This window comes from Bacillus sp. COPE52, assembly GCF_003355115.1.
Taxonomy (GTDB): domain Bacteria; phylum Bacillota; class Bacilli; order Bacillales; family Bacillaceae_G; genus Bacillus_A; species Bacillus_A toyonensis.
In genome coordinates this window covers 4,979,400-5,001,941 of sequence record NZ_CP031292.1, presented here as the reverse complement: position 1 = coordinate 5,001,941, position 22,542 = coordinate 4,979,400, and the positions used below count along the sequence as shown (strand labels likewise).

Sequence of the window (22,542 nt, the reverse complement as noted above, 5' to 3'; positions counted from 1 at the left end):
CACTATTTGTGATGGATGAAATAAATAAGAGAATTAGAACTTCATTGGTCAAAGTACCTTCCTTTCATAATATTATTTTTATTGTATGCGCATACAAATGGGTTTGTCAAACTTATTTCTGTTGGCTATTTTTAAATTTGCTATTATACAGTTGTGCCTTTGTAAGTGCTTCAGTATCATTTTTGATTTCATCCAATCCATTCGCATCCCCGATAATATACCCTTCAAATGATGAACCAACAAAATCAAAGATATACTGGAATTGAGCAATAAGTGGCAATGCTTTCCGTTTCGGATTGTCTCCGCCAACGATGACGACGTACATTTTTTTACCTTTCATTTTCTCTTTGAAATGAAGAGAGGTATCACGTAAGCTTTGTGACCAGCGATCAACGAAGTTTTTCATATGGCCGCTCATTCCGTACCAGTATAGTGGTGTAGCAAAGATAATCGTGTCGTGCTCTAGCATGCGTTTGGTTAATTGCTCGTAGTCATCATTTACAGGTTGAAATCCTTCAGCATCATGGCGTTGGTCTGTAATAGGATAAATGGTATGGTCAAGTAAATAAATTTGTTCTGCTTTCATTCCATCAATCATCATATATGTTAAGGCTTCCGTATTCCCATTTTGTCTTGAACTGCCGTGTATAACAAACATGCAATCATCCCTTTTCTTTTTCTTGTTTTAGCAGTGAAACGTGTTTTTGTAAATTCGTTTGAATGTTGGAAAGTAATGAGATTTGCCTTGTTACTTCATTGAGCTTAACTTCGTAAAGTGCAAGGATACTGCTGCATGGATTTTCGTATAGATGTGGTTCGATTTCGAGGCAGCGCAGCATTCTTGCAGTTTCTTCTAAATTTAAGCCGAGCTGTAAGTACATTTGGATAAGCTCTACTTTTTCAATGGCACTTTTATCGAAATCACGATAGCCGTTTGTGAGGCGATTTGAAGGGAGCAATCCCTTTTCTTCATAATGTCTTAGCGATCTTTCGCTAACGCCAGTTTCTTTTGATAACTCTCCAATTCGCACTGCATTTCACTCCTTTTACATGTATTGTAAACCTTCACACTAATGTGAAGGTCAACTCTGTTTTTTCGCAAAAGAATCTACATGATTTAAAAACACTTGAATGGCTTTAGATGGAATGAAATATTTGCCACGCACGATGGAGAATGGACGAATTAGTTTTTCAGTTGGAACTTCGACGTGGAATAGTTCTTGGGCTAGTAGTTCTTTCCGCACGGTCCAATCAGAAAGTATAGCGATGCCAAGCCCGGCAGCGACGGCTTCCTTTACACTTTGAATGCTACTAAATGTAAAGAATCGTTTCATTTTTAAATGATGTTGATGAATAAAACGATCGCCATAGGCACGTGTCCCAGAGCCACTTTCTCTTAATACCCATACTTGGTCTTGGAGAGTAGCTTCGTTTATATCCTTGATGTGAAGTAATGGGTGATTTGGAGGGACGACGAGCTTCATTTCATCTTGCATAAACGCTTCAACGTCTACGTCAGCATATACGACTTGCCCCTCTACTAAGCCGATATCAATTTGATTAGAGCGAAGGCTTTGCAAAACTTCTTCTGTATTAGAGATAAGGGTATGAACTTCGACGTGCGGATTTTCATTGGCATAGTTAGCGAGTATTTTGGGAAGTAAGTATTCGCCAATTGTAAAACTAGCACCGATGCGAAGTGTTCCTGTTACAACGTTATGTAATTCGTTAATTTCCTGTTTTGCATCATCATAAAGAGAGAGCATTTGCTTTGCATGTATGTATAATATGTTTCCAGCTTCCGTAACTTGTACATGCTTTGGGGAGCGCTGAATGAGTGTAGTTCCAAATTCATTTTCCAGGTTGCGAATGTGCATGCTTACACCGGGTTGTGAAAGGTTTAAAAGTTCTGCTGCACGAGAGAAATGTTTCTGTTCAACGACAGTCACAAAGATTTTCAAAATGTCGACGTTCATTTGTTAGGCCCCTTTATTTTTGTTTTTATTCTATCATAAGTATTTCTGATGATAGAGATTGAATATTGATATTAAACTTATTATAAAAACTCTCTTATAATGTAAGTAGAAAGAACATGCATGTTCCAATACGATTATTGGGGTGGTACAAGGTGGAACAAACACTTGTTATACAAAAGAAAAAGGGCTTTGGATTTTCGCAAGGTATTGGGATTACATTATTAATCGCCATTGCTGCGAAATATTTAGCGGAGCTTCCATTTTTAAATATTATGGGACAATTAGTAATTGCTATTCTAATTGGGATGATTTGGCGCGCAGCGATTGGAGTCCCTCCAGAAGCGATAGCGGGAACGAACTTTGCGAGTAAGAAGTTGCTTCGCTTTGGGATTATCTTACTTGGAATGCGATTAAATCTGGTTGATATTGCGAAGGCGGGGCCGAAAGTATTGGTCATCGCAGCGGTAGTTATTACATTCACCATTTTCGTTGTATATGGATTGACAAAAGTATTTAAAGTAGAAAAGAAACTTGGGATTTTAACGGCGTGTGGAACGGCGATTTGTGGTGCGGCAGCGGTCGTGGCAATTGCACCACAAGTGAAAGCAAAGGACGATGAAACGGCGGTTGGTGCCGCAATTATTGCTATTTTAGGTACGATATTTACGCTTATTTATACATTATTATATCCAGTGCTTGGCTTATCTCCGTACGGTTACGGTGTATTCTCGGGGGCGACGCTGCATGAAATTGCTCACGTAATTGCGGCTGCGGCACCAGGCGGTAGCACGGCTGTCGACATCGCGGTTATCGTGAAATTAACGCGCGTTGCGATGCTTGTACCAGTAGCGATTTTAATTGGGTTATGGTTTGGTAAGAGCGAGGGAAGCGAAGAAAAGAAATCGTGGAAGGAGCTTCCGATTCCTTGGTTTATATTCGGATTTTTAGCGATGAGTGCGGTGCATTCACTCGGGATTATCCCCGAAGTTGTTGCCGGTTATATTGTAATAATTGCGTACATGCTTATCGCAATGGCGATGGCAGGTCTTGGTTTAAATGTAGAGTTTAAAACGTTCCGTAAATTAGGAAGCAAAGCATTTGTAGCAGGGCTGATCGGCTCGGTTTGTCTTTCTATTCTTGGATATGTTCTTGTATGGGTATTAGGATTTATGTAGTAGAGGAGAAAGCTGTTCCAAAAGATATTTTGGGACAGCTTTTTCTTATGATTATAGCGCTATGGATTTCAGTATTTGTTAGTAAGTCGATATATTCGGAAAATCGCCGATATAAATGGAGTTGCGCTGATATATTTAGAAAATCGCCGATATAAATGGAGTTGCGCTGATATATTTAGAAAATCGCCGATATAAATGGAGTTGCGCTGATATATTTAGAAAATCGCCGATATAAATGGAGTTACGTCGATATATTGGGAGAATCGCTGATATAAACTTAACTACTATCGTACTTTGTTAGAGAAGGTGTTCAGTGGAATATTTTTCTAAAATTTGTAAATTAATCTTTACTTGTAATTGGAAAATATTTATAATTAAAGTAAAGATATCTTTACTTTTGAAGGTGGATCCTATGGGTGTGAAAAATAAAATTAAAGAATTAAGAAAGCAAAATCATATAACACAAGTTGAAATGGCAAAGGTGATGCAGGTGACGCGTCAGACGATTATAGCGATTGAAAATCACCATTACAATCCGAGTCTAGAGTTATCCCTAAAAATCGCCAAATATTTTGGGATAAAGGTGGAGGAAATCTTTACGCTGGAGTAAGGGGAGAGGAAATAAATGATAAGTTTGAGAGATTTCAATTAGATTAAACGTTTAAATATATAAGGACTGGTTTTGGGGTATTAATTAGTATGTTATCAATGAGCGTATTAACAAAGACTAGCAAATAGATATATAAAGGGGAAGCGGAATGGGATTACCGGTGTTATGTGTCGCTACAGCTATATTTGCACTTCTTTGGGGAATGCAAAATTTCTCTCGTAATCCAGTGCCAAGTATTTGTATTATGATTGGCACTGTTGGTTTATCGTATTATTTATTACTATTGGCCCATTATCATAAAACGGCAACGAGCGTTGTTGTTGGAGCACTTATTTTATTTTGTGGGCGCGCTGTACAAAAAGGATTATTTCCGTAAAAGCTGTTTATACAATGAGTATAAACAGCTTTTTGTATTTTTTTACAAAAGTCTTGAAAGTTACGTAACGTCATCTTTTATAATGAAGGGGAAGAGGTGATGGTAGTGATTTCAATACAAGAATTGACGAGAGAGACAGGGGTAACAGTACGTACATTACGTTATTATGATCAAATAGATTTATTAAAGCCGAGCGGGAAAACAGAAGGCGGGCATCGTTTATATAGTGAAGCTGACGTAATACGTCTCCAACAAATTTTATTTTTAAAGGAAATGGGATTTTCACTAAAAGAGTCTGCGAATATGTTAGTAAAAGGTGAGCTTAACTTAAAGGATTCGCTTGAAAAACAACTTCGGTTTGTACAGGAAGAACAAAAGAAATTCAATCGAATGGAGCGCGTTTTACAAGCAGTTGTTTATTCGGTGGATGTGGAGGGAGAGCTCGATTGGAAAGTTATGTTTGAACTGATCCAGCTTTCGAAACAGTCTTCTCGTATACGTGAAATATTTCAAAATGAAGTATTTTCAAAGGAAGAACAAAAGTTGCTTCATAATTTGCCAAATATGAGTGAAGAAGATCCGAATGTTTTAGAATGGGTGGATTTATTAAAGCAATTACGCACTTTTATGAAAGACGGTAAAGAAACTGCAAGTGATGAGGTGCAAGGGGCAATGAAGAGATTAATGCAGAAGTGTTTAGAAATGGCCAATGGTGATGAAGCGTTTTTAGATAAGTTATGGGAAGTTAGAAAATCGAAGGAAGATTCACAGAAAATGAGCATGTATCCAATCGAAGAAGAATTTTTATTATATATGGATGAAGCTTTTCGTATATATGATGAAAAGGAGAAGGATAAATGAGTATACTCGCAGAATATCGTTGGTACTTTTTAATTGGGGCAGAGATTGTATTTTGGTTATCGGCTATCGGTTTCTTTTTACTTCGTTACGGATTCCGTTTGAAAAAGGCGAGTTTTATTATGGGGATTGTACTACTCGTAAATGAAGTGTTCATTTTAACCTTAGGGGTAGTGGACTATTATCAAACAGGAAAGTTTTCTAACTTTCAGATTATTACCGTAATCATTTTATTGTATGCGGTCTTCTACGGGAAAAAGGATTTGAAGAAGCTTGATATATTTGTGCAAAAGTTAGCTGCGAAATGGCGGAATGAACCAGCGCCTGTTATTGAAGAACATATAGAATTAACAGGTATGGCCTATGCAAAGCAGGAAATGAAAAATTGGGTATTACATCTTGTTTTATTCGTTGGTGTGCATATATTCTTTTTCTTCGCGTATGGATTTATTCCATTTGAACAATGGGGAAATTGGTTAGAATCGGGAATCGTTTTAAATAAAGCTGCAAGTCGCGTGAGCCAAGTGTGGGCAATTATATTTTTAGTTGATACAGCAATTTCATTTTCATATGTTATTTTTCCGAAGAAGGAGAAAGGGAAAGAAAAGCTACTTTCGTAGAGGAAAGTAGCTTTTGCAGTATACAAATAATTCTTATAGGAGAGGATGACAATAGGAAAAAGAAGTGGTTTTATATGCCTACTTCTCTTTAGTTTAGTAGCATGCTCACAACCTAACATTACAATTGATAAGAAGAATGATGTCATTGTAAAGGAAGCGGTAACTTCTAATCTAGATAAATTTGAAAAGTTCGTTTTGAATGTGGAACAAGGGGAAGTTGATAAAGTAAGAATTGTACATTATACACATGAAGGTGATCCGGTTTTTCAAACGTTAGAGTATAGTGGAACAGATATAATTCATATGTTAGATAATAGGCAAGATCGATTTGCTGGTAATCATACAGATATAGATGAAGATAGTTGTAAAAGGATTGTTAAAGAGCAGCGTGAATTACAAACGGCTTATAGGTTAATAGACTGTCTGAATGAAAATGGGCGCAATGGATATGATTTATTATATGTACCTAAAAAATAGAGTTAGTAGAGGAAGGAAGTTTTGACTCCTTCCTTTTTCTATGTATATATTGTCGAAAATTTTACCGAATATCTGTTCGTTTTTTTAGGTTTTTTATGGGCATTCGTGGTAAAATAATAATACAGATTTTTATGAGGAGGTCGGATTTTACTTGGAACATCAATTTGAAATTATCTCAGCGTATTCCCCGCAAGGTGATCAGCCGGTAGCTATAGAGAAGCTTGTAGAGGGACTTAATAGTGGAAAGAAAAAGCAAGTGTTGCTGGGAGCGACAGGGACGGGTAAGACATTTACGATTTCAAATGTCATTAAAGAAGTACAGAAGCCAACACTTGTGATGGCTCATAATAAAACGTTAGCAGGACAATTATATAGTGAGCTGAAAGATTTTTTTCCGAATAATGCAGTTGAATATTTTGTTAGTTATTACGATTATTATCAACCAGAAGCGTATGTGCCGCAAACGGATACTTTTATAGAAAAGGATGCGCAAATTAATGATGAAATCGATAAATTGCGTCACTCAGCAACGTCTGCATTATTTGAACGGGACGATGTAATTATCGTTGCGAGTGTTTCGTGTATATATGGTTTAGGTTCTCCGGAAGAATACCGCGAGTTAGTTGTTTCACTTCGAGTTGGTATGGAAAAGGACCGCAATCAATTGCTTCGTGAACTTGTTGATGTACAGTACGGACGTAATGATATTGATTTCAAGCGTGGGACATTCCGTGTGCGCGGAGATGTAGTTGAAATCTTCCCGGCATCACTTGACGAGCATTGTATTCGAATTGAATTTTTCGGTGATGAAATCGATCGTATTCGTGAAGTAAATGCGTTAACAGGTGAAGTATTAGCAGAACGTGATCATGTAGCAATCTTCCCAGCATCTCACTTCGTTACACGTGAAGAAAAAATGAAGGTTGCTATTGAAAATATAGAAAAAGAATTAGAAGAGCGTTTAAAAGAATTAAATGATAATGGTAAGTTGTTGGAAGCGCAGCGTATAGAGCAACGTACACGTTATGATCTAGAAATGATGCGCGAGATGGGCTTTTGTTCAGGGATTGAAAACTATTCCCGTCATTTAACACTTCGTCCAGCGGGTGCAACGCCGTATACGTTATTAGACTATTTCCCGAAGGATTTCTTAATTGTTATGGATGAGTCGCACGTATCAGTGCCACAAGTAAGAGCAATGTATAACGGAGACCAAGCACGTAAGCAAGTACTTGTGGATCATGGATTCCGTCTGCCATCAGCTTTAGATAATAGACCGCTCACGTTCGATGAGTTTGAAGAGAAAATGAATCAAGTCATTTACGTTTCGGCAACGCCAGGACCATACGAATTAGAGCAGTCACCGGGGGTAATAGAACAAATTATTCGTCCAACAGGGCTTTTAGATCCACCAATTGATATACGACCAATTGAAGGTCAAATTGACGATTTATTAGGAGAAATTCAAGATCGTATTGCAAAAAATGAACGTGTATTAATTACGACTTTAACGAAAAAAATGTCAGAGGATTTAACGGATTACTTAAAAGATGTAGGAATTAAAGTGAACTATCTTCACTCTGAAATTAAAACGTTAGAACGTATTGAAATTATCCGTGACCTTCGCCTTGGTAAGTTTGATGTACTTGTCGGTATTAACTTATTACGAGAAGGATTAGATATTCCAGAAGTATCACTTGTAGCTATTTTAGATGCAGATAAGGAAGGATTCTTGCGTTCAGAACGTTCGTTAATTCAAACGATTGGTCGTGCGGCGCGTAATGAAAACGGCCGCGTTATTATGTACGCAGATCGCATAACTAGATCGATGGGAATTGCAATTGAAGAAACGCAGCGTCGTCGTACTATACAAGAAGCTTACAATGAAGAGCATGGTATCACGCCGAAAACGATTCAAAAAGGCGTTCGTGATGTAATCCGTGCAACGACAGCGGCCGAAGAACCGGAAACATATGAAGCAACTCCTGCTAAGAAGATGACGAAGAAAGAACGTGAGAAAACAATCGCTAAGATCGAAGCAGAGATGAAAGAAGCAGCAAAAGCGTTAGACTTCGAGCGTGCAGCTGAATTAAGAGATTTACTATTAGAATTAAAAGCGGAAGGGTGAAAAGAGTGAGCATGAGCAAGGATTTTATCGTTGTAAAAGGTGCTAGAGCACATAACTTAAAAAATATTGATGTAACCATTCCGAGAAATCAGCTTGTTGTTGTAACGGGATTGTCTGGTTCAGGGAAATCATCATTAGCGTTTGATACAATTTATGCAGAAGGGCAGCGCAGATATGTAGAATCGTTATCTGCGTATGCACGCCAATTTTTAGGACAAATGGATAAACCGGATGTCGATACGATTGAAGGGTTGTCACCAGCGATTTCGATTGATCAAAAAACAACGAGTCGTAATCCACGTTCAACTGTCGGGACAGTGACGGAGATTTATGATTATTTACGTTTATTATTCGCACGAATTGGTACGCCGATTTGTCCAAATCACGGAATTGAAATTACATCACAAACAGTGGAACAGATGGTAGACCGTGTTCTTGAATATCCTGAACGTACGAAATTACAAGTGTTAGCTCCTATCGTGTCTGGACGTAAAGGTGCACATGTGAAAGTACTTGAAGATATTAAGAAGCAAGGGTATGTTCGTGTACGTGTTGATGGTGAAATGCTAGATGTGTCAGAAGAGATTACGTTAGATAAAAATAAAAAGCATTCTATTGAAGTTGTAATTGACCGTATTGTTGTAAAGGAAGGAATTGCGAGTCGTCTTGCGGATTCTCTTGAAAGTGCATTAAAGCTTGGCGGGGGACGAGTGTTAATCGATGTTATGGGAGAAGAGGAACTTCTATTTAGTGAACATCATGCATGTCCGCATTGTGGTTTTTCAATTGGTGAATTAGAGCCACGTATGTTCTCATTCAACAGTCCGTTCGGTGCATGTCCTTCTTGTGATGGACTTGGCTCAAAGTTAGAGGTAGATTTAGAGCTTGTCATTCCGAACTGGGATTTAACATTAAATGAACATGCGATTGCTCCTTGGGAACCGACAAGTTCACAATATTACCCACAACTTTTACAATCTGTGTGTAATCATTACGGCGTTGACATGGATATGCCTGTGAAAGATATACCGAAAGATTTATTTGATAAAGTGTTGTACGGGAGCGGTGAAGAGAAAGTTTATTTCCGCTATGTAAATGAATTTGGTCAAGTAAAGGAAAATGAGATTTTATTTGAAGGTGTTATTCCGAATATAGAGCGTCGTTATCGTGAGACGAGTTCTGATTATGTTCGTGAACAAATGGAGAAATATATGGCGGAGCAAGCTTGTCCGAAGTGTAAAGGCGGACGCTTAAAGCCTGAGAGTTTAGCTGTTTTCGTTGGTGATAAAACGATTGCTGACGTAACGAAATATTCTGTTCAAGAAGTACAGGAATTCTTCTCAAATGTTGAGTTAACGGAGAAACAACAAAAAATTGCTCATTTAATTTTAAGAGAAATTCAAGAACGTGTAGGTTTCTTAGTAAACGTTGGCTTAGATTATTTAACGTTAAGTCGTGCGGCTGGTACTTTATCAGGTGGTGAGGCACAACGTATTCGCCTAGCAACACAAATTGGTTCTCGACTCACTGGCGTACTTTACATCCTTGATGAGCCTTCTATCGGTTTACATCAGCGCGATAATGATCGTCTTATTCGTACATTGCAGGAAATGCGTGACTTAGGAAATACGTTAATTGTTGTTGAGCATGATGAAGATACGATGATGGCTGCTGATTATTTACTTGATATCGGACCTGGTGCAGGTATTCACGGTGGTCAAGTTGTATCAGCAGGTACACCAGCTGAAGTTATGCAAGATGAGAATTCGTTAACAGGAAAATATTTAAGCGGTAAAGAGTTTATTCCAGTTCCACTTGAAAGACGTAAAGGTGACGGACGTAAAGTGGAGATTGTCGGTGCAAAAGAGAATAACTTAAAGAATGCGAAGATGTCATTCCCACTTGGTACGTTTGTAGCGGTAACGGGTGTATCTGGATCAGGTAAAAGTACGATGATTAATGAAGTACTATATAAATCGTTAGCGCAAAAGTTATATAAAGCGAAAGCGAAGCCAGGTACTCATAAAGAGATTAAAGGTCTTGAGCATTTAGATAAAGTAATTGATATTGATCAATCACCAATCGGTCGTACACCACGTTCTAACCCAGCGACGTATACAGGTGTATTCGATGATATTCGTGATGTGTTTGCTCAAACGAATGAAGCGAAAGTGCGCGGATATCAAAAAGGACGTTTTAGCTTTAATGTGAAAGGCGGACGTTGTGAAGCGTGCCGTGGTGATGGAATTATTAAAATCGAAATGCACTTCTTACCAGACGTATACGTGCCGTGTGAAGTTTGTCATGGTAAACGTTACAACCGTGAAACGTTAGAAGTGAAATATAAAGATAAGAACATTTCTGAAGTATTAGGAATGACAATTGAAGATGGGGTAGAGTTCTTCGCTAATATCCCAAAAATTAAGCGTAAACTTCAAACGCTTGTAGACGTTGGGCTAGGTTATATGAAATTAGGACAGCCGGCAACGACGTTATCAGGTGGTGAAGCACAGCGCGTGAAATTAGCCTCTGAATTACACCGTCGTTCTACAGGGCGTACGTTATACATTTTAGACGAACCAACGACAGGTTTACATGCACATGATATTGCACGTCTTCTAGAAGTGTTGCAACGTCTTGTAGAGAGTGGTGAGACGGTACTTGTAATTGAACATAATTTAGATGTGATTAAAACAGCTGATTATATCGTTGACCTTGGACCAGAGGGCGGGGACAAAGGTGGACAAATCGTCGCTTCTGGAACGCCAGAGCAAGTAGTAAAAGAAGAACGCTCGTATACAGGTAAGTATTTAAAAGAGATTTTAAATCGTGATAAAGCAAGAATGAAAGAGAAAATAAAAGAAGTAGAGCTATCGCAATAAGTTTATTACGAAAAACCGAGTGGAAATGACACTCGGTTTTTCGTTCATAGAGGGAGAAAATGGAGTTTATAGATGTTTTAAGAAAGAAAAATATGAAGGTAAGAGAGTTTCAAAATTGGGGTGTATATTTTCGCAAGCGCTGGGAGGAGCATTTTGCAAACCATTTAAGTGATGAAGAAAAAGAAGACATTTTCCTTTATGGAGATAAGTATGGCTGTGGGTATCTTTGGCACATATTTAGTTATGAGAAGAAGAAGTGTTTAGAGGGGAAAGAAGCGGAGAACGCGTTTCATAATGAAGTGAAAAAGGAGTGCTGTATCTTCTATCAACACTGTAATGACGTACTACTAATAAAAGATGCGAGTTTATTAAGTATGGATGATATATTACGTGAAACAGATGATATGTATAAAGGTGATATATATATTGTAGATAAAGATTTCACTTGGACTTTTGTAAAAACTCATGAACATAGATGGTGTGGTCCTTATTTTACTAGGAGATGTTAGTAGGTATACAAGCATGAAGGGTAGAATAAGTTGATATAAGTGTTTGTATGATACTTGCGTTTATTGTCTATTAGCGTATGATGAAATATATATGTCAAAAGGATGTGTAAGAAAATGAGATGGATTGTATCACTTCTTGTAAATAGCGTTGTGTTAATCGCTGTATCGGGACTTTTAAAAGGGATTGCACCAGACGCGTTTTACGTAGCAAATATACAAACTGCAATTATTGCGAGTATTATATTGGCGGTTTTAAATGTGTTTGTAAAACCATTTTTAATTTTAATTACGCTACCAATTACTGTTGTAACGTTCGGGTTCTTCTTAATTGTTATTAATGCGATTACGTTAAAAATAACAGATTCATTATTAGGAGATGCTTTTAATATAACAGGGTTTGGCGTAGCAATTATTGCGGCAATTTGTATTTCTATTTTTAATATGATAATTGAAAAGGCAATTGTTGAACCGTTATATGAAAAAAAGAGAAAATGACAAAAAGAAAAACATTTCATCATTCGTATGAAATGTTTTTTTCTATTTATGAGAAACCGTATTTCTTGTTTCCAGAAAAAAATGGTACAATATCCGGTAGAATGGAATTTTACATCAAACGAGACTGAACCCGCAGCGGAGTGGAGGTTTATACATATGCCAAAAGTAAGGACAAAAGATTTAATTGAACAATTTCAATTGGAGTTAATAAGTGGTGAAGAAGGAATTCATCGTCCGATTGATACAAGTGATTTATCACGACCTGGAATTGAAATGGCAGGATTCTTTACATATTATCCAGCTGATCGCGTGCAGCTTCTTGGAAAAACGGAGCTTACGTTCTTTGATACGTTAACGACAGAGCAAAAACAAGAGAGAATGAAAGCGCTTTGTACCGAGGAGACGCCATGTATTATTATAACTCGTAATCAAGATGTACCAGATGAGTTATTACAAGCATCACGTGAATCAGGCATGCCTTTATTACGTTCTTCTCAAACGACAACGAGATTATCAAGTCGTTTAACAAATTATTTAGAAGGTAAGTTAGCACCAACAACTGCTGTTCATGGTGTATTAGTGGATATTTACGGTGTTGGTGTTTTAATTACAGGTCAAAGTGGTGTTGGTAAAAGTGAGACAGCTCTTGAACTTGTGAAGCGTGGCCATCGCCTTGTTGCGGATGATAGTGTAGAAATTCGCCAAGAAGATGAAGACACATTAGTAGGAAGCTCACCAGATTTAATTGAGCATTTATTAGAAATTCGTGGTCTAGGTATCATTAACGTTATGACGTTATTTGGTGCAGGGGCAGTGCGAAATTATAAGCGTATTACACTTGTTATTAATCTTGAAATTTGGGATCAAAAGAAAAATTATGATCGCTTAGGTCTTGATGAAGAGAAGATGAAGATTATTGATACAGAACTTACGAAGATTACACTTCCAGTTCGTCCTGGCCGAAACTTGGCTGTTATTATTGAAGTAGCAGCGATGAACTTCCGTTTGAAACGTATGGGAGTCAATGCGGCACAACAGTTCTCTGAACGATTAATGAGTGCGATTGAGTTAGGGAATCAGGAGTAAACTTTGGAGAGGGAGGTCATACATATGCTGTTAGGTTCTGTACCACAGCTTGACCGCGTAGCCATCCAACTTGGGCCGTTTCCTGTTTATTGGTATGGGATTATTATCGGTACAGGTGTGCTATTAGGTCTTTGGCTAGCAACTCGTGAGGGAGAAAGGCTAGGTATTCCAAAAGATACATTTGTTGACCTTGTATTAATTGCAGTACCGATCGCTATTCTATTTGCGAGAATGTATTATGTTATTTTTGAATGGGAATATTACGCGCAAAATCCGAGTCAAATTATTAATATTCGTCAAGGTGGCTTGGCGATTCATGGTGGTTTAATCGGGGCTGTTATTACAGGTATTCTTTTTGCAAAACGACGCGGGCTTTCATTCTGGAAGTTGGCGGATATTGCTGCGCCGAGTATTTTATTAGGACAAGCAATTGGCCGATGGGGAAACTTTATGAACCAAGAGGCGCATGGTGATGAAGTAACGAGACAGTTTTTAGAAGGTCTTCATTTACCAGATTTCATTATTAATCAAATGTATATCGAGGGTGTGTATTATCACCCGACGTTTTTATATGAATCATTATGGAATTTTGCAGGTGTCATTTTATTACTCGCACTACGAAAAGTGAATTTACGACGCGGGGAATTATTCTTTACATATTTAATTTGGTATTCAGTAGGGCGCTTCTTCGTAGAAGGCTTACGTACAGATAGTTTAATGCTAGGACCACTTCGTATTGCACAAGTAATGTCAATTGGACTTGTTGTTATTTCTATTATTTTCATTATTGTGAGACGAAAAATGGGGCAAGCTGATAAAAGATATTCAGAAAATTAGAGACAAGTAGCATCTTATTATAAGATGCTGCTTCTTTCATATTCAGGAAAGCGAAAGGACTAGGGCGATGCAAATAAATACAGTGTTATTTGATTTAGATGGAACTTTAATTAATACAAACGAACTTATTATTTCTTCTTTTTTACACACTTTAAATACATATTATCCAGATCAATATAAGCGTGAAGATGTGCTGCCATTTATCGGTCCATCTTTGCATGATACTTTCAGCAAGATTGATGAAAATAAAGTTGAAGAGATGATTACATGTTATCGTCAATTTAACCATGAGCATCATGATGAATTAGTAGAAGAATATGAAACTGTATACGAAACAGTTCAAGAGTTGAAAAAACAAGGTTATAAAGTTGGTATTGTTACAACGAAAGCGAGACAAACCGTTAAGATGGGATTAAAGTTGTCAAAGCTTGATGAGTTTTTTGATGTTGTCGTGACAATTGATGATGTGGAACATGTGAAGCCACATCCAGAACCACTTCAAAAAGCGCTCCAGTTACTAGATGCGAAACCAGGAGAAACAGTGATGGTTGGGGATAATCACCATGATATTGTCGGCGGACAAAATGCGGGTACGAAAACAGCTGCGGTTTCATGGACTTTGAAAGGTAGAGCGTATTTAGAATCTTACAAACCAGACTTTATGCTAGATAAAATGAGTGATTTATTGCCGATTTTGTCCGGTATTAACCGATCATAAGTAGAGGAGAGGGTTAAGTGCGACGGACAACGCGCTATCCTGTTTCAGGAGAGAATTCATTATGGAATGTGTATAAAACCGTGTCTTTTTGGAAGGTAATGAAAAACTTTATTATTATTCAAATTGCACGTTACACACCATTTTTATCTGTGAAGAATTGGTTATATCGTACGTTTTTAGGAATGAAAGTAGGGGGAAAAACATCATTTGCACTTATGGTTATGCCGGATATTATGTTTCCCGAAAAAATTACTGTGGGTGACAATTCAATTATCGGATACAATACAACGCTTTTAGCACATGAATATTTGATTCGTGAATATCGACTTGGAGAGATCGTCATAGGGAATGAAGTGATGATTGGAGCGAACACGACAATCTTACCAGGGGTAAGGATTGGAGATAGCGCCATTGTTTCGGCTGGAACACTTGTCCATAAAGATGTACCGAGCGGCGCTTTCGTAGGTGGAAATCCAATGCGTATTATTTATACGAAAGAGGAAATGGCGGCCCGAGAAGGTTGATGCTAAAAATGTAACATTTCTTTTCTTTTTTTATGAATAAAAAGGAAATAATTGAGTATAATATACTGTTTTGTTTTTTACGGAATCGTTTATACTTATAGATAGAAGAATGTGTGAGCGAAGAAAACAAAAAACTGGAGGATATATGGGGAAAAATCAAAGGATATATAAGGAGAACGGACAAGTTATCTCTTTTAACCAATTAGCGGACTTCTTTTATAAAAAAGGGATGAGGGCTTACAAAGGGCAAAAATTGCAAGATGCAATTAAATATTTTCGAAGAGCGGCACAAAGCGAGAAGGAGCCGTTTATTTTATGCCAATTAGCAATAGCGTTATCTGAGGCTGGTGAATACCAAGAGTCGAATCAGATATTTCTAAAGCTTGCTAGATCCAACCCTGAACTTGAACAATGCTATTATTTTATTGCAAATAATTATGCATATATGGGTTTATTTCAACAAGCGAAGAAGTATGCGGATCGATATTTAGAAGTTGCGAAAGAGAAGGAATTTGTAGAAGATACATTAGAATTGCTTGAGATTATGGAAGAAGAAGCAATGGGTGCGGAAGAGATTGAGGATGAAGATGATTTAATTGTTATGCAAGAAGAGGCAAATCGTTATATTCGTAATGGACAATTAGAAGAAGCCATTGCTACATTAGAAATTGTTACGAAAGATTATCCGGAATTTTGGTCGGGTCATAATAATTTAGCCATCGCACATTTTCAATCTGGTAATGTAGACAAAGCGCTGAAATTAACGGAAATGATTTTAGAGAAAAATCCTGGTAATATACATGCGCTTTGTAATACGCTTATTTTTCTATATTCAATTGGGGAACATAAACAAGTAGAAGCATTAGCGGGACAGCTAGTTTCAGTATATCCGATTTCATTTGAACATCGTTTGAAACTTGGAACGACCCTTGCAACAATTGGTTATTTCGAGCATGCATATAAGTGGTTCAAAGTATTAAAGCGTCAAGGATATGAGGGAGACGTAAGTTTTTATTATTGGTTTGCTTATTCTGCGTATATGGTGAAAAATCAGCAAGTAGCTGAAAAAATGTGGCAACATGTAGTAGAATTGCACCCTGATAAAAAAGGAAAAGAGCCGTGGAACGCACTAAATTTAGCGGATGAAGGGCAAAACGTGTTGTTTGAAGAATTACAAAAGTCATTTCAGCAAAGTGCGACGCTAGAGGAGCAAATGCTAGCTTTATATTTAATGAATGAATTGTCAACACCAGAGAAGGTCGGATTCTTTTTTGATGTAACGCAAGTGAAAAATGGTGTTCCAATTGTATCGCAACTTGCAAAGTATTTCTTTTTACTTAATAGTCATAAAGGTATTCCTGCTGATTTACAGCAATTTGAACAATGCGCGCGAATCGCGGACGCATTATATAATTATACGAAAAAGGACGATGAACTAATCGAAGAGTGTTTACACTTTTGGTTTTGTACGTTCATACGTTTATATACATCCGGGTCTGTTTTTACAAACGTGTACGGTTGGTCGGCGGCAATTGAATATATTGTGCGCGGCGAACAAGGAAATAAGATGACACAGTCGGAGCTTGGAGATGTATATAATGTATCTGTAGCGACTGTTCGAAAGTATGTGCAAGCTGTTAAGCGTACGCACACATAGTATAAGCAAATCATTGGGAAAAAAATGATGCTAACAGTATAATGAGGGTAACTTAATTGTGTAGGAATGGATAGGAGTGAATGGTGTGTCAGAAGAAAAAATTTATGATGTCATTATTATTGGTGCAGGACCAGCTGGTATGACAGCTGCAGTATATACATCTCGTGCGAATTTAAGCACATTAATGCTTGAGCGTGGTATTCCAGGTGGCCAAATGGCAAACACAGAAGATGTAGAAAATTATCCAGGTTATGAGTCTATTTTAGGACCAGACTTATCAAATAAAATGTTCGAGCATGCGAAGAAATTTGGTGCTGAATATGCATATGGTGATGTGAAAGCAGTCATCGATGGTAAAGAATATAAAACAATTATTGCTGGTAAAAAAGAATATAAAGCACGTGCAATTATCGTTGCAAGCGGTGCAGAATATAAAAAAATTGGTGTGCCAGGTGAAACAGAGCTTGGCGGCCGCGGTGTATCATATTGTGCAGTATGTGATGGGGCATTCTTTAAAGGAAAAGAACTTGTTGTTATTGGAGGCGGAGATTCAGCTGTTGAAGAGGGTGTGTTCTTAACGCGCTTCGCATCAAAAGTAACAATCGTTCACCGTCGTGACACTCTTCGTGCACAGAAAATTTTACAAGATCGTGCATTCCAAAACGAGAAAGTGGATTTCATTTGGAATCACACTATAAAAGAAATTAATGATGCAAATGGTAAAGTAGGAAGTGTAACACTTGTAGACGTAAATAGTGGAGAAGAGAAAGAAGTAAAAACTGATGGCGTTTTCGTATACATCGGTATGTTACCTTTATCAAAACCATTTGTTGAACTAGGTATTACAAATGAAAATGGTTACCTTGAAACGAACGAGCGTATGGAAACGAAAGTTCCTGGTATTTTCGCAGCAGGTGATGTTCGTGAAAAAATGCTTCGTCAAATTGTAACGGCAACAGGTGACGGTAGTATTGCTGCACAAAGTGCACAACATTACGTAGAAGAATTGTTAGAGGAATTAAAAACTGTAACAGAAAAATAAGGGGTAATACTCCTTTTGAGAAGAAAGCTACCGATAGGAGCTTTCTTTTTTTATGTAAAAATGTCAAAGTTTTGTCAAAAACAATTAGGATTATAAGCTTTCTTATTGATATACTGGACTTTACGGAAAAAATCACTATAAGAAATGAGGAATTTATTCAGTATGGAATGGCGTAATATATATCGTGGATTTTGTATGGGAGTTAGTGATTTAATTCCTGGTGTGAGCGGCGGTACAATCGCTGTAGTGTTAGGGATTTATGAACAATTGCTTGCGGCAATTAGCGGGTTCTTTAGTCGTGAATGGAAAAAACATTTAGGATTTTTAATTCCCCTTGCAGCTGGTGTGGCGGCAGCGTTTTTAACGTTAAGTCACGTTATTAAATATTTACTTGCAAATCATTATGAACCGACTCAATTTTTCTTCCTCGGTTTAATTATTAGTATATTACCGATGTTAATGAGAGAAGCTGATGCAAAGGCGACGTTTAAAGGTAAGCACATCGCTTTATTAATAATTGCAGCTATTCTTGTTGCGATAACAGCGTTCTTTAAGCCAGATAAGGCAGCAGATCCAATTACGACGTTAACAATTTTAAATGCAATCGGTTTATTTTTCGCAGGATGGATGGCTAGTATGGCTATGCTCCTTCCTGGAATTAGCGGATCGTTTATTTTATTAATTATTGGTGTTTATCCAACGGCAATTAACGCTTTAACTACACTTAATTTACCATTAATTATGGTTATTGGTGCTGGTGTTATGGTCGGATTTGTTGTAAGTAGTAAAGGAATTAGCTTTTTATTAGATCGTTATAAAAATATGACATTTGCAGTAATTATTGGACTTGTTATCGGTTCGATTGTAATTGTTTTCCCTGGTATTCCAACTGGCGGATTTTCAATTGTAAGTTCGATCATTACCTTCATTTTAGGATTTACGATTGTTACTTATTTCGGTAAGAAATAAAGAATGTAATCCCCTTAGCGATAAAAATCGTTAAGGGGATTTTTATGTGTGATTCATTGTAATTGCAAGCATTTAGATTGCTTGTTATAGAAAGCTTTTTTACAATTGTTGAGGACTATGTGTTTAGCGAAAGAGGACTGGCTCCTTCGTTGTAGCAAACTGTTTTTGATAGTATAATGAAATGAGTATGCAGTGATAAATTTTGCTGCAAGTAGCTGAGGTGAAGAAACATGCAAAGAGTGACAAACTGTGTGTTAATTAGAGATAATGAAGTACTCTTACTCCAAAAACCTCGCCGAAATTGGTGGGTTGCACCAGGCGGGAAGATGGAGCGTGGTGAGACAGTAAGAGATTCCGTTGTTCGCGAGTATCGTGAAGAAACAGGTATTTATTTAAAGAACCCAGCGTTAAAAGGGGTCTTCACCTTTGTCATCCAAGAAGGTGATAAAGTTGTTTCTGAATGGATGATGTTCTCCTTTTTAGCGACAGATTTTGCAGGAGAAAACAAACTAGAGAGCGAAGAAGGCATCATTGGTTGGCATACATTTGATAAGATTGATGATTTAGCAATGGCGCCAGGAGATTATCACATTATTGATTATTTAATTAAAGGGAATGGTATAATCTACGGTACATTTGTATATACCCCAGATTTTGAGCTGCTTTCATATCGATTAGATCCGAGTTAAATTGCCAAGGAGAGGATACGATGACAGAGAATAATGATATAAAAATGGTGATTATTACAGGAATGTCTGGAGCCGGAAAAACAGTAGCTTTACAAAGTTTTGAAGATTTAGGATATTTTTGTGTAGATAATTTACCGCCGATGTTATTGCCGAAGTTTATTGAGCTTATGTCGGATTCAAAAGGGAAAATGAATAAAGTAGCGCTTGGCGTTGATTTACGTGGCCGAGAGTTTTTCGAACATTTATGGGGAGCGCTTGATGATTTATCAGAACGTACATGGATTATTCCTCATATTTTATTTTTAGATGCGAAAGATAGTACGCTTGTAACTCGTTATAAAGAAACGAGACGTTCGCATCCGCTCGCGCCGACTGGTTTGCCGTTAAAAGGAATCGAAGCGGAGCGTAGTTTATTAACAGATATGAAGGCACGAGCGAATATTGTGCTTGATACATCGGATTTAAAACCGAAAGAATTACGTGAAAAAATTGTTCATTTGTTTTCTACTGAAACTGAGCAAGCATTTCGTGTAAATGTTATGTCCTTTGGATTTAAGTACGGTATTCCAATTGATGCAGATTTAGTATTTGATGTTCGTTTTTTACCAAATCCATATTACATTCCACATATGAAGCCATTAACAGGACTAGATGAAGAAGTTTCGTCGTATGTACTGAAATTTAATGAGACACATAAGTTTTTAGAGAAACTGATAGATCTCATTACTTTCATGCTGCCTCATTATAAAAGAGAAGGCAAAAGTCAACTTGTAATTGCAATTGGATGTACAGGTGGACAGCATCGTTCTGTTACGCTTACAGAGTACCTTGGGAAACATTTGAAACCAGAGTATAGCGTTCATGTATCTCATCGTGATGTGGAGAAGAGAAAGGGCCATTAGGGGATGAAAAAAGAGAGAAAACCTAAAATTGTCATCATGGGAGGAGGAACTGGACTCTCTGTTTTATTAAGAGGATTAAAGCAATATCCTGTTGATATTACAGCAGTTGTTACAATCGCTGATGATGGTGGCAGTTCAGGTAGATTACGTGATGAGCTAGAAATTCCACCCCCAGGTGACATTCGTAACGTACTTGTTGCACTGTCGGATGTAGAGCCCCTGGTGGAAGCTTTATTTCAGCATCGTTTCACAACGGGAGACGGACTGAAAGGTCATGCGTTAGGAAATCTGTTATTGGCAGGTATGACCTCGATTACAGGAGACTTTTTCCATGCAATTACAGAAACGAGTAAAGTATTAAATGTCAGAGGACGTGTATTACCAGCAGCGAATCAAAGTGCAGTACTGCATGCGGAACTAGAGGATGGAGAAATTGTAACAGGTGAATCAAAGATTCCGTATTTCGGAAAGAAGATTAACCGTGTCTTTTTAACTCCAGAAGATGTAGAGCCGTTACATGAAACGTTAGCTGAGATTAAACGAGCTGATTTACTTGTTTTCGGTCCAGGAAGTTTGTATACGAGTATATTGCCGAATTTAGTTGTTAATAAAATTGGGGACGCTGTTCTTGCTGCAAAAGCAAAGAAGGTATATGTATGTAATGTTATGACACAAGCGGGTGAAACGATGGGGTATACTGCGTTTGATCATGTGCAGGCGTTACATGATCATTTAGGGCAACCATTTATCGATACTGCAATTGTAAATAATCGTGATATTCCTTGTGAATTACGCAAGTTATACGAGGAAGAAATGTCGACACCAGTTGTAGTGGATGAAGAGCGTTTTACTGAAAATAATATTGATGTCATTCAAGATAGATTAGCGAAGTATGATGAGCGTGTTGTAAGGCATGATACGTTAAAGTTAGCTTCTATTTTATATTCACTGTTATAAATGTGCGTTACCTCGTTTTGAGGTAACGCTCCTCATTCATATAGGACAAGATTTTTGTTCCATAATAATCGTATAAGGAGGTGTTGACTGTGTCATTTGCATCGGAAACAAAGAAAGAGTTGACGAATCTTGAGGTGAAGGAATGCTGTGAGAAAGTAGAATTATCAGCATTACTTCGAATGAACGGGTCGCTTTCTTTTTCAAATCGTCGTCTATCTATCGATATTCAAACGGAAAATGCGGCAATTGCAAGAAGGATTTATACGCTTTTGAAAAAAGGATATGACGTAACGGTAGAATTACTTGTTCGTAAAAAAATGCGATTGAAGAAAAATAATGTATATATTGTGCGGCTTGTTGAGAAGTCTCGTGAAATATTAGCAGATCTCCATATTGTCCGGGACGACTTTTCATTTATTCGAAATATATCACAAGAATTAATTGAGAAGAAATGTTGTAAACGATCGTATTTACGAGGTGCATTTTTAGCAGGTGGTTCAGTAAATAACCCAGAAACATCATCTTATCATTTAGAGATCTTTTCGTTATATAAGGAACATAATGATGCTATATGTGAACTGATGAACGGATTTGATTTAAATAGTAAGACGTTGGAAAGAAGAAAAGGGTACATTACGTATTTGAAAGAAGCAGAAAAAATTACGGAATTTTTAAATATTATAGGTGCTCATAACGCACTTTTAAGATTTGAAGATATTCGAATTGTTCGTGATATGCGTAATTCAGTGAATCGACTAGTGAACTGCGAAACAGCTAATTTAAATAAAACAATTGGTGCAGCGCTAAGGCAGATTGAAAATATCCGCTATATTGATGAGTCAGTTGGTCTAGATATTTTACCAGATAAACTAAGAGAAATTGCGCAACTACGAAGAGATTATCAAGATGTAACATTGAAAGAGTTAGGTGAGATGGTATCCGGGGGGAAAATTAGTAAATCGGGTATTAATCATCGTTTGCGTAAAATCGATGATATTGCAGAGAAATTACGCGCGGGGGAAACGATAGCAAAAAAATAAGAGGTTAAAGGGGAA

24 protein-coding genes are annotated in these 22,542 nt (G+C 37.4%); 21 read left to right on the top strand and 3 right to left on the bottom strand.

All coding sequences use genetic code 11. The features are described 5' to 3' along the window. Positions 1-112 precede the first annotated feature (112 nt). Genes DPQ31_RS25520 through DPQ31_RS25510 form a run of 3 tightly spaced genes read right to left on the bottom strand, consistent with a single transcriptional unit; the run spans position 113 to position 1,976 of the window. Complete coding sequence (locus DPQ31_RS25520; protein WP_208731180.1) at positions 113-658, bottom strand: flavodoxin family protein; 546 nt, start codon at positions 656-658, stop codon at positions 113-115. 4 nt (positions 659-662) lie between these two features. Beyond that, positions 663-1,031 carry a MerR family transcriptional regulator gene (locus DPQ31_RS25515; protein ID WP_208731179.1) on the bottom strand — a complete coding sequence of 123 codons (369 nt, stop codon included), beginning with the start codon at positions 1,029-1,031 and terminating at the stop codon, positions 663-665. Between the two features lie 51 nt (positions 1,032-1,082). Further along, positions 1,083-1,976 carry a LysR family transcriptional regulator gene (locus DPQ31_RS25510; protein ID WP_208731178.1) on the bottom strand — a complete coding sequence of 298 codons (894 nt, stop codon included), beginning with the start codon at positions 1,974-1,976 and terminating at the stop codon, positions 1,083-1,085. 152 nt (positions 1,977-2,128) lie between these two features. Between DPQ31_RS25510 and DPQ31_RS25505 the strand changes: the two genes are divergently transcribed. The 21 genes from DPQ31_RS25505 to whiA all read left to right on the top strand — a co-directional run bounded on the left by DPQ31_RS25505 (position 2,129) and on the right by whiA (position 22,527). Continuing rightward, a complete protein-coding gene (locus DPQ31_RS25505) occupies positions 2,129-3,151 on the top strand; it encodes a YeiH family protein (protein ID WP_000438410.1) in 1,023 nt (340 codons plus the stop codon). Between the two features lie 412 nt (positions 3,152-3,563). Beyond that, positions 3,564-3,761, top strand: coding sequence for a helix-turn-helix transcriptional regulator (locus DPQ31_RS25500; protein ID WP_208731177.1), 198 nt, complete (start codon positions 3,564-3,566; stop codon positions 3,759-3,761). A 148-nt stretch (positions 3,762-3,909) separates the two neighbouring features. After that, positions 3,910-4,137, top strand: coding sequence for a hypothetical protein (locus DPQ31_RS25495; protein WP_000524132.1), 228 nt, complete (start codon positions 3,910-3,912; stop codon positions 4,135-4,137). Between the two features lie 99 nt (positions 4,138-4,236). Then, on the top strand, positions 4,237-4,998 hold the full coding sequence (locus DPQ31_RS25490; protein ID WP_000260340.1) for a MerR family transcriptional regulator: 762 nt from the start codon (positions 4,237-4,239) through the stop codon (positions 4,996-4,998). Next, positions 4,995-5,615: a hypothetical protein gene (locus tag DPQ31_RS25485; protein WP_000025216.1), complete on the top strand. Its 621-nt coding sequence runs from the start codon at positions 4,995-4,997 to the stop codon at positions 5,613-5,615. Before DPQ31_RS25490 ends, DPQ31_RS25485 begins: the two co-directional genes overlap by 4 nt. 45 nt (positions 5,616-5,660) lie before the next feature. Continuing rightward, entirely contained in the window at positions 5,661-6,092 is a 432-nt protein-coding gene (locus tag DPQ31_RS25480; protein WP_098711566.1) for a DUF4362 domain-containing protein, read from the top strand. Positions 6,093-6,243: 151 nt separating this feature from the next. Further along, positions 6,244-8,220 carry an excinuclease ABC subunit B gene (gene uvrB / locus DPQ31_RS25475; RefSeq protein WP_208731176.1) on the top strand — a complete coding sequence of 659 codons (1,977 nt, stop codon included), beginning with the start codon at positions 6,244-6,246 and terminating at the stop codon, positions 8,218-8,220. 11 nt (positions 8,221-8,231) lie between these two features. Continuing rightward, positions 8,232-11,102, top strand: coding sequence for an excinuclease ABC subunit UvrA (gene uvrA / locus DPQ31_RS25470; protein WP_000030983.1), 2,871 nt, complete (start codon positions 8,232-8,234; stop codon positions 11,100-11,102). Between the two features lie 59 nt (positions 11,103-11,161). After that, positions 11,162-11,611, top strand: a complete 450-nt coding sequence (locus tag DPQ31_RS25465) for a DUF4275 family protein (RefSeq protein ID WP_097958739.1) — start codon at positions 11,162-11,164, stop codon at positions 11,609-11,611. 114 nt (positions 11,612-11,725) lie between these two features. After that, entirely contained in the window at positions 11,726-12,106 is a 381-nt protein-coding gene (locus DPQ31_RS25460) for a phage holin family protein (RefSeq protein WP_001267312.1), read from the top strand. A 156-nt stretch (positions 12,107-12,262) separates the two neighbouring features. Next, positions 12,263-13,192: an HPr(Ser) kinase/phosphatase gene (gene hprK, locus DPQ31_RS25455; RefSeq protein WP_001127251.1), complete on the top strand. Its 930-nt coding sequence runs from the start codon at positions 12,263-12,265 to the stop codon at positions 13,190-13,192. Positions 13,193-13,216: 24 nt separating this feature from the next. Continuing rightward, the gene (lgt, locus tag DPQ31_RS25450; protein ID WP_000924230.1) at positions 13,217-14,029 is read left to right on the top strand and encodes a prolipoprotein diacylglyceryl transferase; all 813 of its coding nucleotides are present in this window, start codon (positions 13,217-13,219) and stop codon (positions 14,027-14,029) included. A 67-nt stretch (positions 14,030-14,096) separates the two neighbouring features. Continuing rightward, positions 14,097-14,747: a pyrophosphatase PpaX gene (ppaX, locus tag DPQ31_RS25445; RefSeq protein WP_001166733.1), complete on the top strand. Its 651-nt coding sequence runs from the start codon at positions 14,097-14,099 to the stop codon at positions 14,745-14,747. A 17-nt stretch (positions 14,748-14,764) separates the two neighbouring features. After that, positions 14,765-15,271 carry an acyltransferase gene (locus DPQ31_RS25440; RefSeq protein ID WP_001255057.1) on the top strand — a complete coding sequence of 169 codons (507 nt, stop codon included), beginning with the start codon at positions 14,765-14,767 and terminating at the stop codon, positions 15,269-15,271. 145 nt (positions 15,272-15,416) lie between these two features. Continuing rightward, the gene (locus DPQ31_RS25435) at positions 15,417-16,928 is read left to right on the top strand and encodes a tetratricopeptide repeat protein (protein ID WP_000517711.1); all 1,512 of its coding nucleotides are present in this window, start codon (positions 15,417-15,419) and stop codon (positions 16,926-16,928) included. 85 nt (positions 16,929-17,013) lie between these two features. After that, positions 17,014-17,970, top strand: a complete 957-nt coding sequence (gene trxB / locus DPQ31_RS25430; RefSeq protein WP_001288066.1) for a thioredoxin-disulfide reductase — start codon at positions 17,014-17,016, stop codon at positions 17,968-17,970. A 162-nt stretch (positions 17,971-18,132) separates the two neighbouring features. Then, positions 18,133-18,939: a DUF368 domain-containing protein gene (locus tag DPQ31_RS25425; protein ID WP_000455191.1), complete on the top strand. Its 807-nt coding sequence runs from the start codon at positions 18,133-18,135 to the stop codon at positions 18,937-18,939. Between the two features lie 230 nt (positions 18,940-19,169). After that, on the top strand, positions 19,170-19,628 hold the full coding sequence (locus tag DPQ31_RS25420) for an NUDIX hydrolase (RefSeq protein WP_001190080.1): 459 nt from the start codon (positions 19,170-19,172) through the stop codon (positions 19,626-19,628). Positions 19,629-19,648: 20 nt separating this feature from the next. Further along, positions 19,649-20,530 carry an RNase adapter RapZ gene (gene rapZ / locus DPQ31_RS25415; protein ID WP_000138467.1) on the top strand — a complete coding sequence of 294 codons (882 nt, stop codon included), beginning with the start codon at positions 19,649-19,651 and terminating at the stop codon, positions 20,528-20,530. A gap of 3 nt (positions 20,531-20,533) precedes the next feature. Then, positions 20,534-21,487, top strand: a complete 954-nt coding sequence (gene yvcK / locus DPQ31_RS25410) for a gluconeogenesis factor YvcK family protein (protein WP_000712174.1) — start codon at positions 20,534-20,536, stop codon at positions 21,485-21,487. A gap of 89 nt (positions 21,488-21,576) precedes the next feature. Further along, on the top strand, positions 21,577-22,527 hold the full coding sequence (whiA, locus tag DPQ31_RS25405) for a DNA-binding protein WhiA (protein WP_000006570.1): 951 nt from the start codon (positions 21,577-21,579) through the stop codon (positions 22,525-22,527). Positions 22,528-22,542 lie beyond the last annotated feature (15 nt).

What these genes read in the sequence shown, in the direction of transcription:
- DPQ31_RS25435 (WP_000517711.1), top strand. Translation starts at nt 15,417, where the DNA reads ATGGGGAAAAATCAAAGGATATATAAGGAGAACGGACAAGTTATCTCT.
- DPQ31_RS25425 (WP_000455191.1), top strand. Translation starts at nt 18,133, where the DNA reads ATGGAATGGCGTAATATATATCGTGGATTTTGTATGGGAGTTAGTGAT.
- lgt (WP_000924230.1), top strand. Translation starts at nt 13,217, where the DNA reads ATGCTGTTAGGTTCTGTACCACAGCTTGACCGCGTAGCCATCCAACTT.
- DPQ31_RS25485 (WP_000025216.1), top strand. Translation starts at nt 4,995, where the DNA reads ATGAGTATACTCGCAGAATATCGTTGGTACTTTTTAATTGGGGCAGAG.
- rapZ (WP_000138467.1), top strand. Translation starts at nt 19,649, where the DNA reads ATGACAGAGAATAATGATATAAAAATGGTGATTATTACAGGAATGTCT.
- DPQ31_RS25510 (WP_208731178.1), bottom strand. Translation starts at nt 1,976, where the DNA reads ATGAACGTCGACATTTTGAAAATCTTTGTGACTGTCGTTGAACAGAAA.
- DPQ31_RS25500 (WP_208731177.1), top strand. Translation starts at nt 3,564, where the DNA reads ATGGGTGTGAAAAATAAAATTAAAGAATTAAGAAAGCAAAATCATATA.
- DPQ31_RS25520 (WP_208731180.1), bottom strand. Translation starts at nt 658, where the DNA reads ATGTTTGTTATACACGGCAGTTCAAGACAAAATGGGAATACGGAAGCC.
- ppaX (WP_001166733.1), top strand. Translation starts at nt 14,097, where the DNA reads ATGCAAATAAATACAGTGTTATTTGATTTAGATGGAACTTTAATTAAT.
- DPQ31_RS25465 (WP_097958739.1), top strand. Translation starts at nt 11,162, where the DNA reads ATGGAGTTTATAGATGTTTTAAGAAAGAAAAATATGAAGGTAAGAGAG.
- DPQ31_RS25480 (WP_098711566.1), top strand. Translation starts at nt 5,661, where the DNA reads ATGACAATAGGAAAAAGAAGTGGTTTTATATGCCTACTTCTCTTTAGT.
- DPQ31_RS25490 (WP_000260340.1), top strand. Translation starts at nt 4,237, where the DNA reads ATGGTAGTGATTTCAATACAAGAATTGACGAGAGAGACAGGGGTAACA.
- DPQ31_RS25420 (WP_001190080.1), top strand. Translation starts at nt 19,170, where the DNA reads ATGCAAAGAGTGACAAACTGTGTGTTAATTAGAGATAATGAAGTACTC.
- DPQ31_RS25495 (WP_000524132.1), top strand. Translation starts at nt 3,910, where the DNA reads ATGGGATTACCGGTGTTATGTGTCGCTACAGCTATATTTGCACTTCTT.
- yvcK (WP_000712174.1), top strand. Translation starts at nt 20,534, where the DNA reads ATGAAAAAAGAGAGAAAACCTAAAATTGTCATCATGGGAGGAGGAACT.
- uvrA (WP_000030983.1), top strand. Translation starts at nt 8,232, where the DNA reads ATGAGCAAGGATTTTATCGTTGTAAAAGGTGCTAGAGCACATAACTTA.
- hprK (WP_001127251.1), top strand. Translation starts at nt 12,263, where the DNA reads ATGCCAAAAGTAAGGACAAAAGATTTAATTGAACAATTTCAATTGGAG.
- DPQ31_RS25460 (WP_001267312.1), top strand. Translation starts at nt 11,726, where the DNA reads ATGAGATGGATTGTATCACTTCTTGTAAATAGCGTTGTGTTAATCGCT.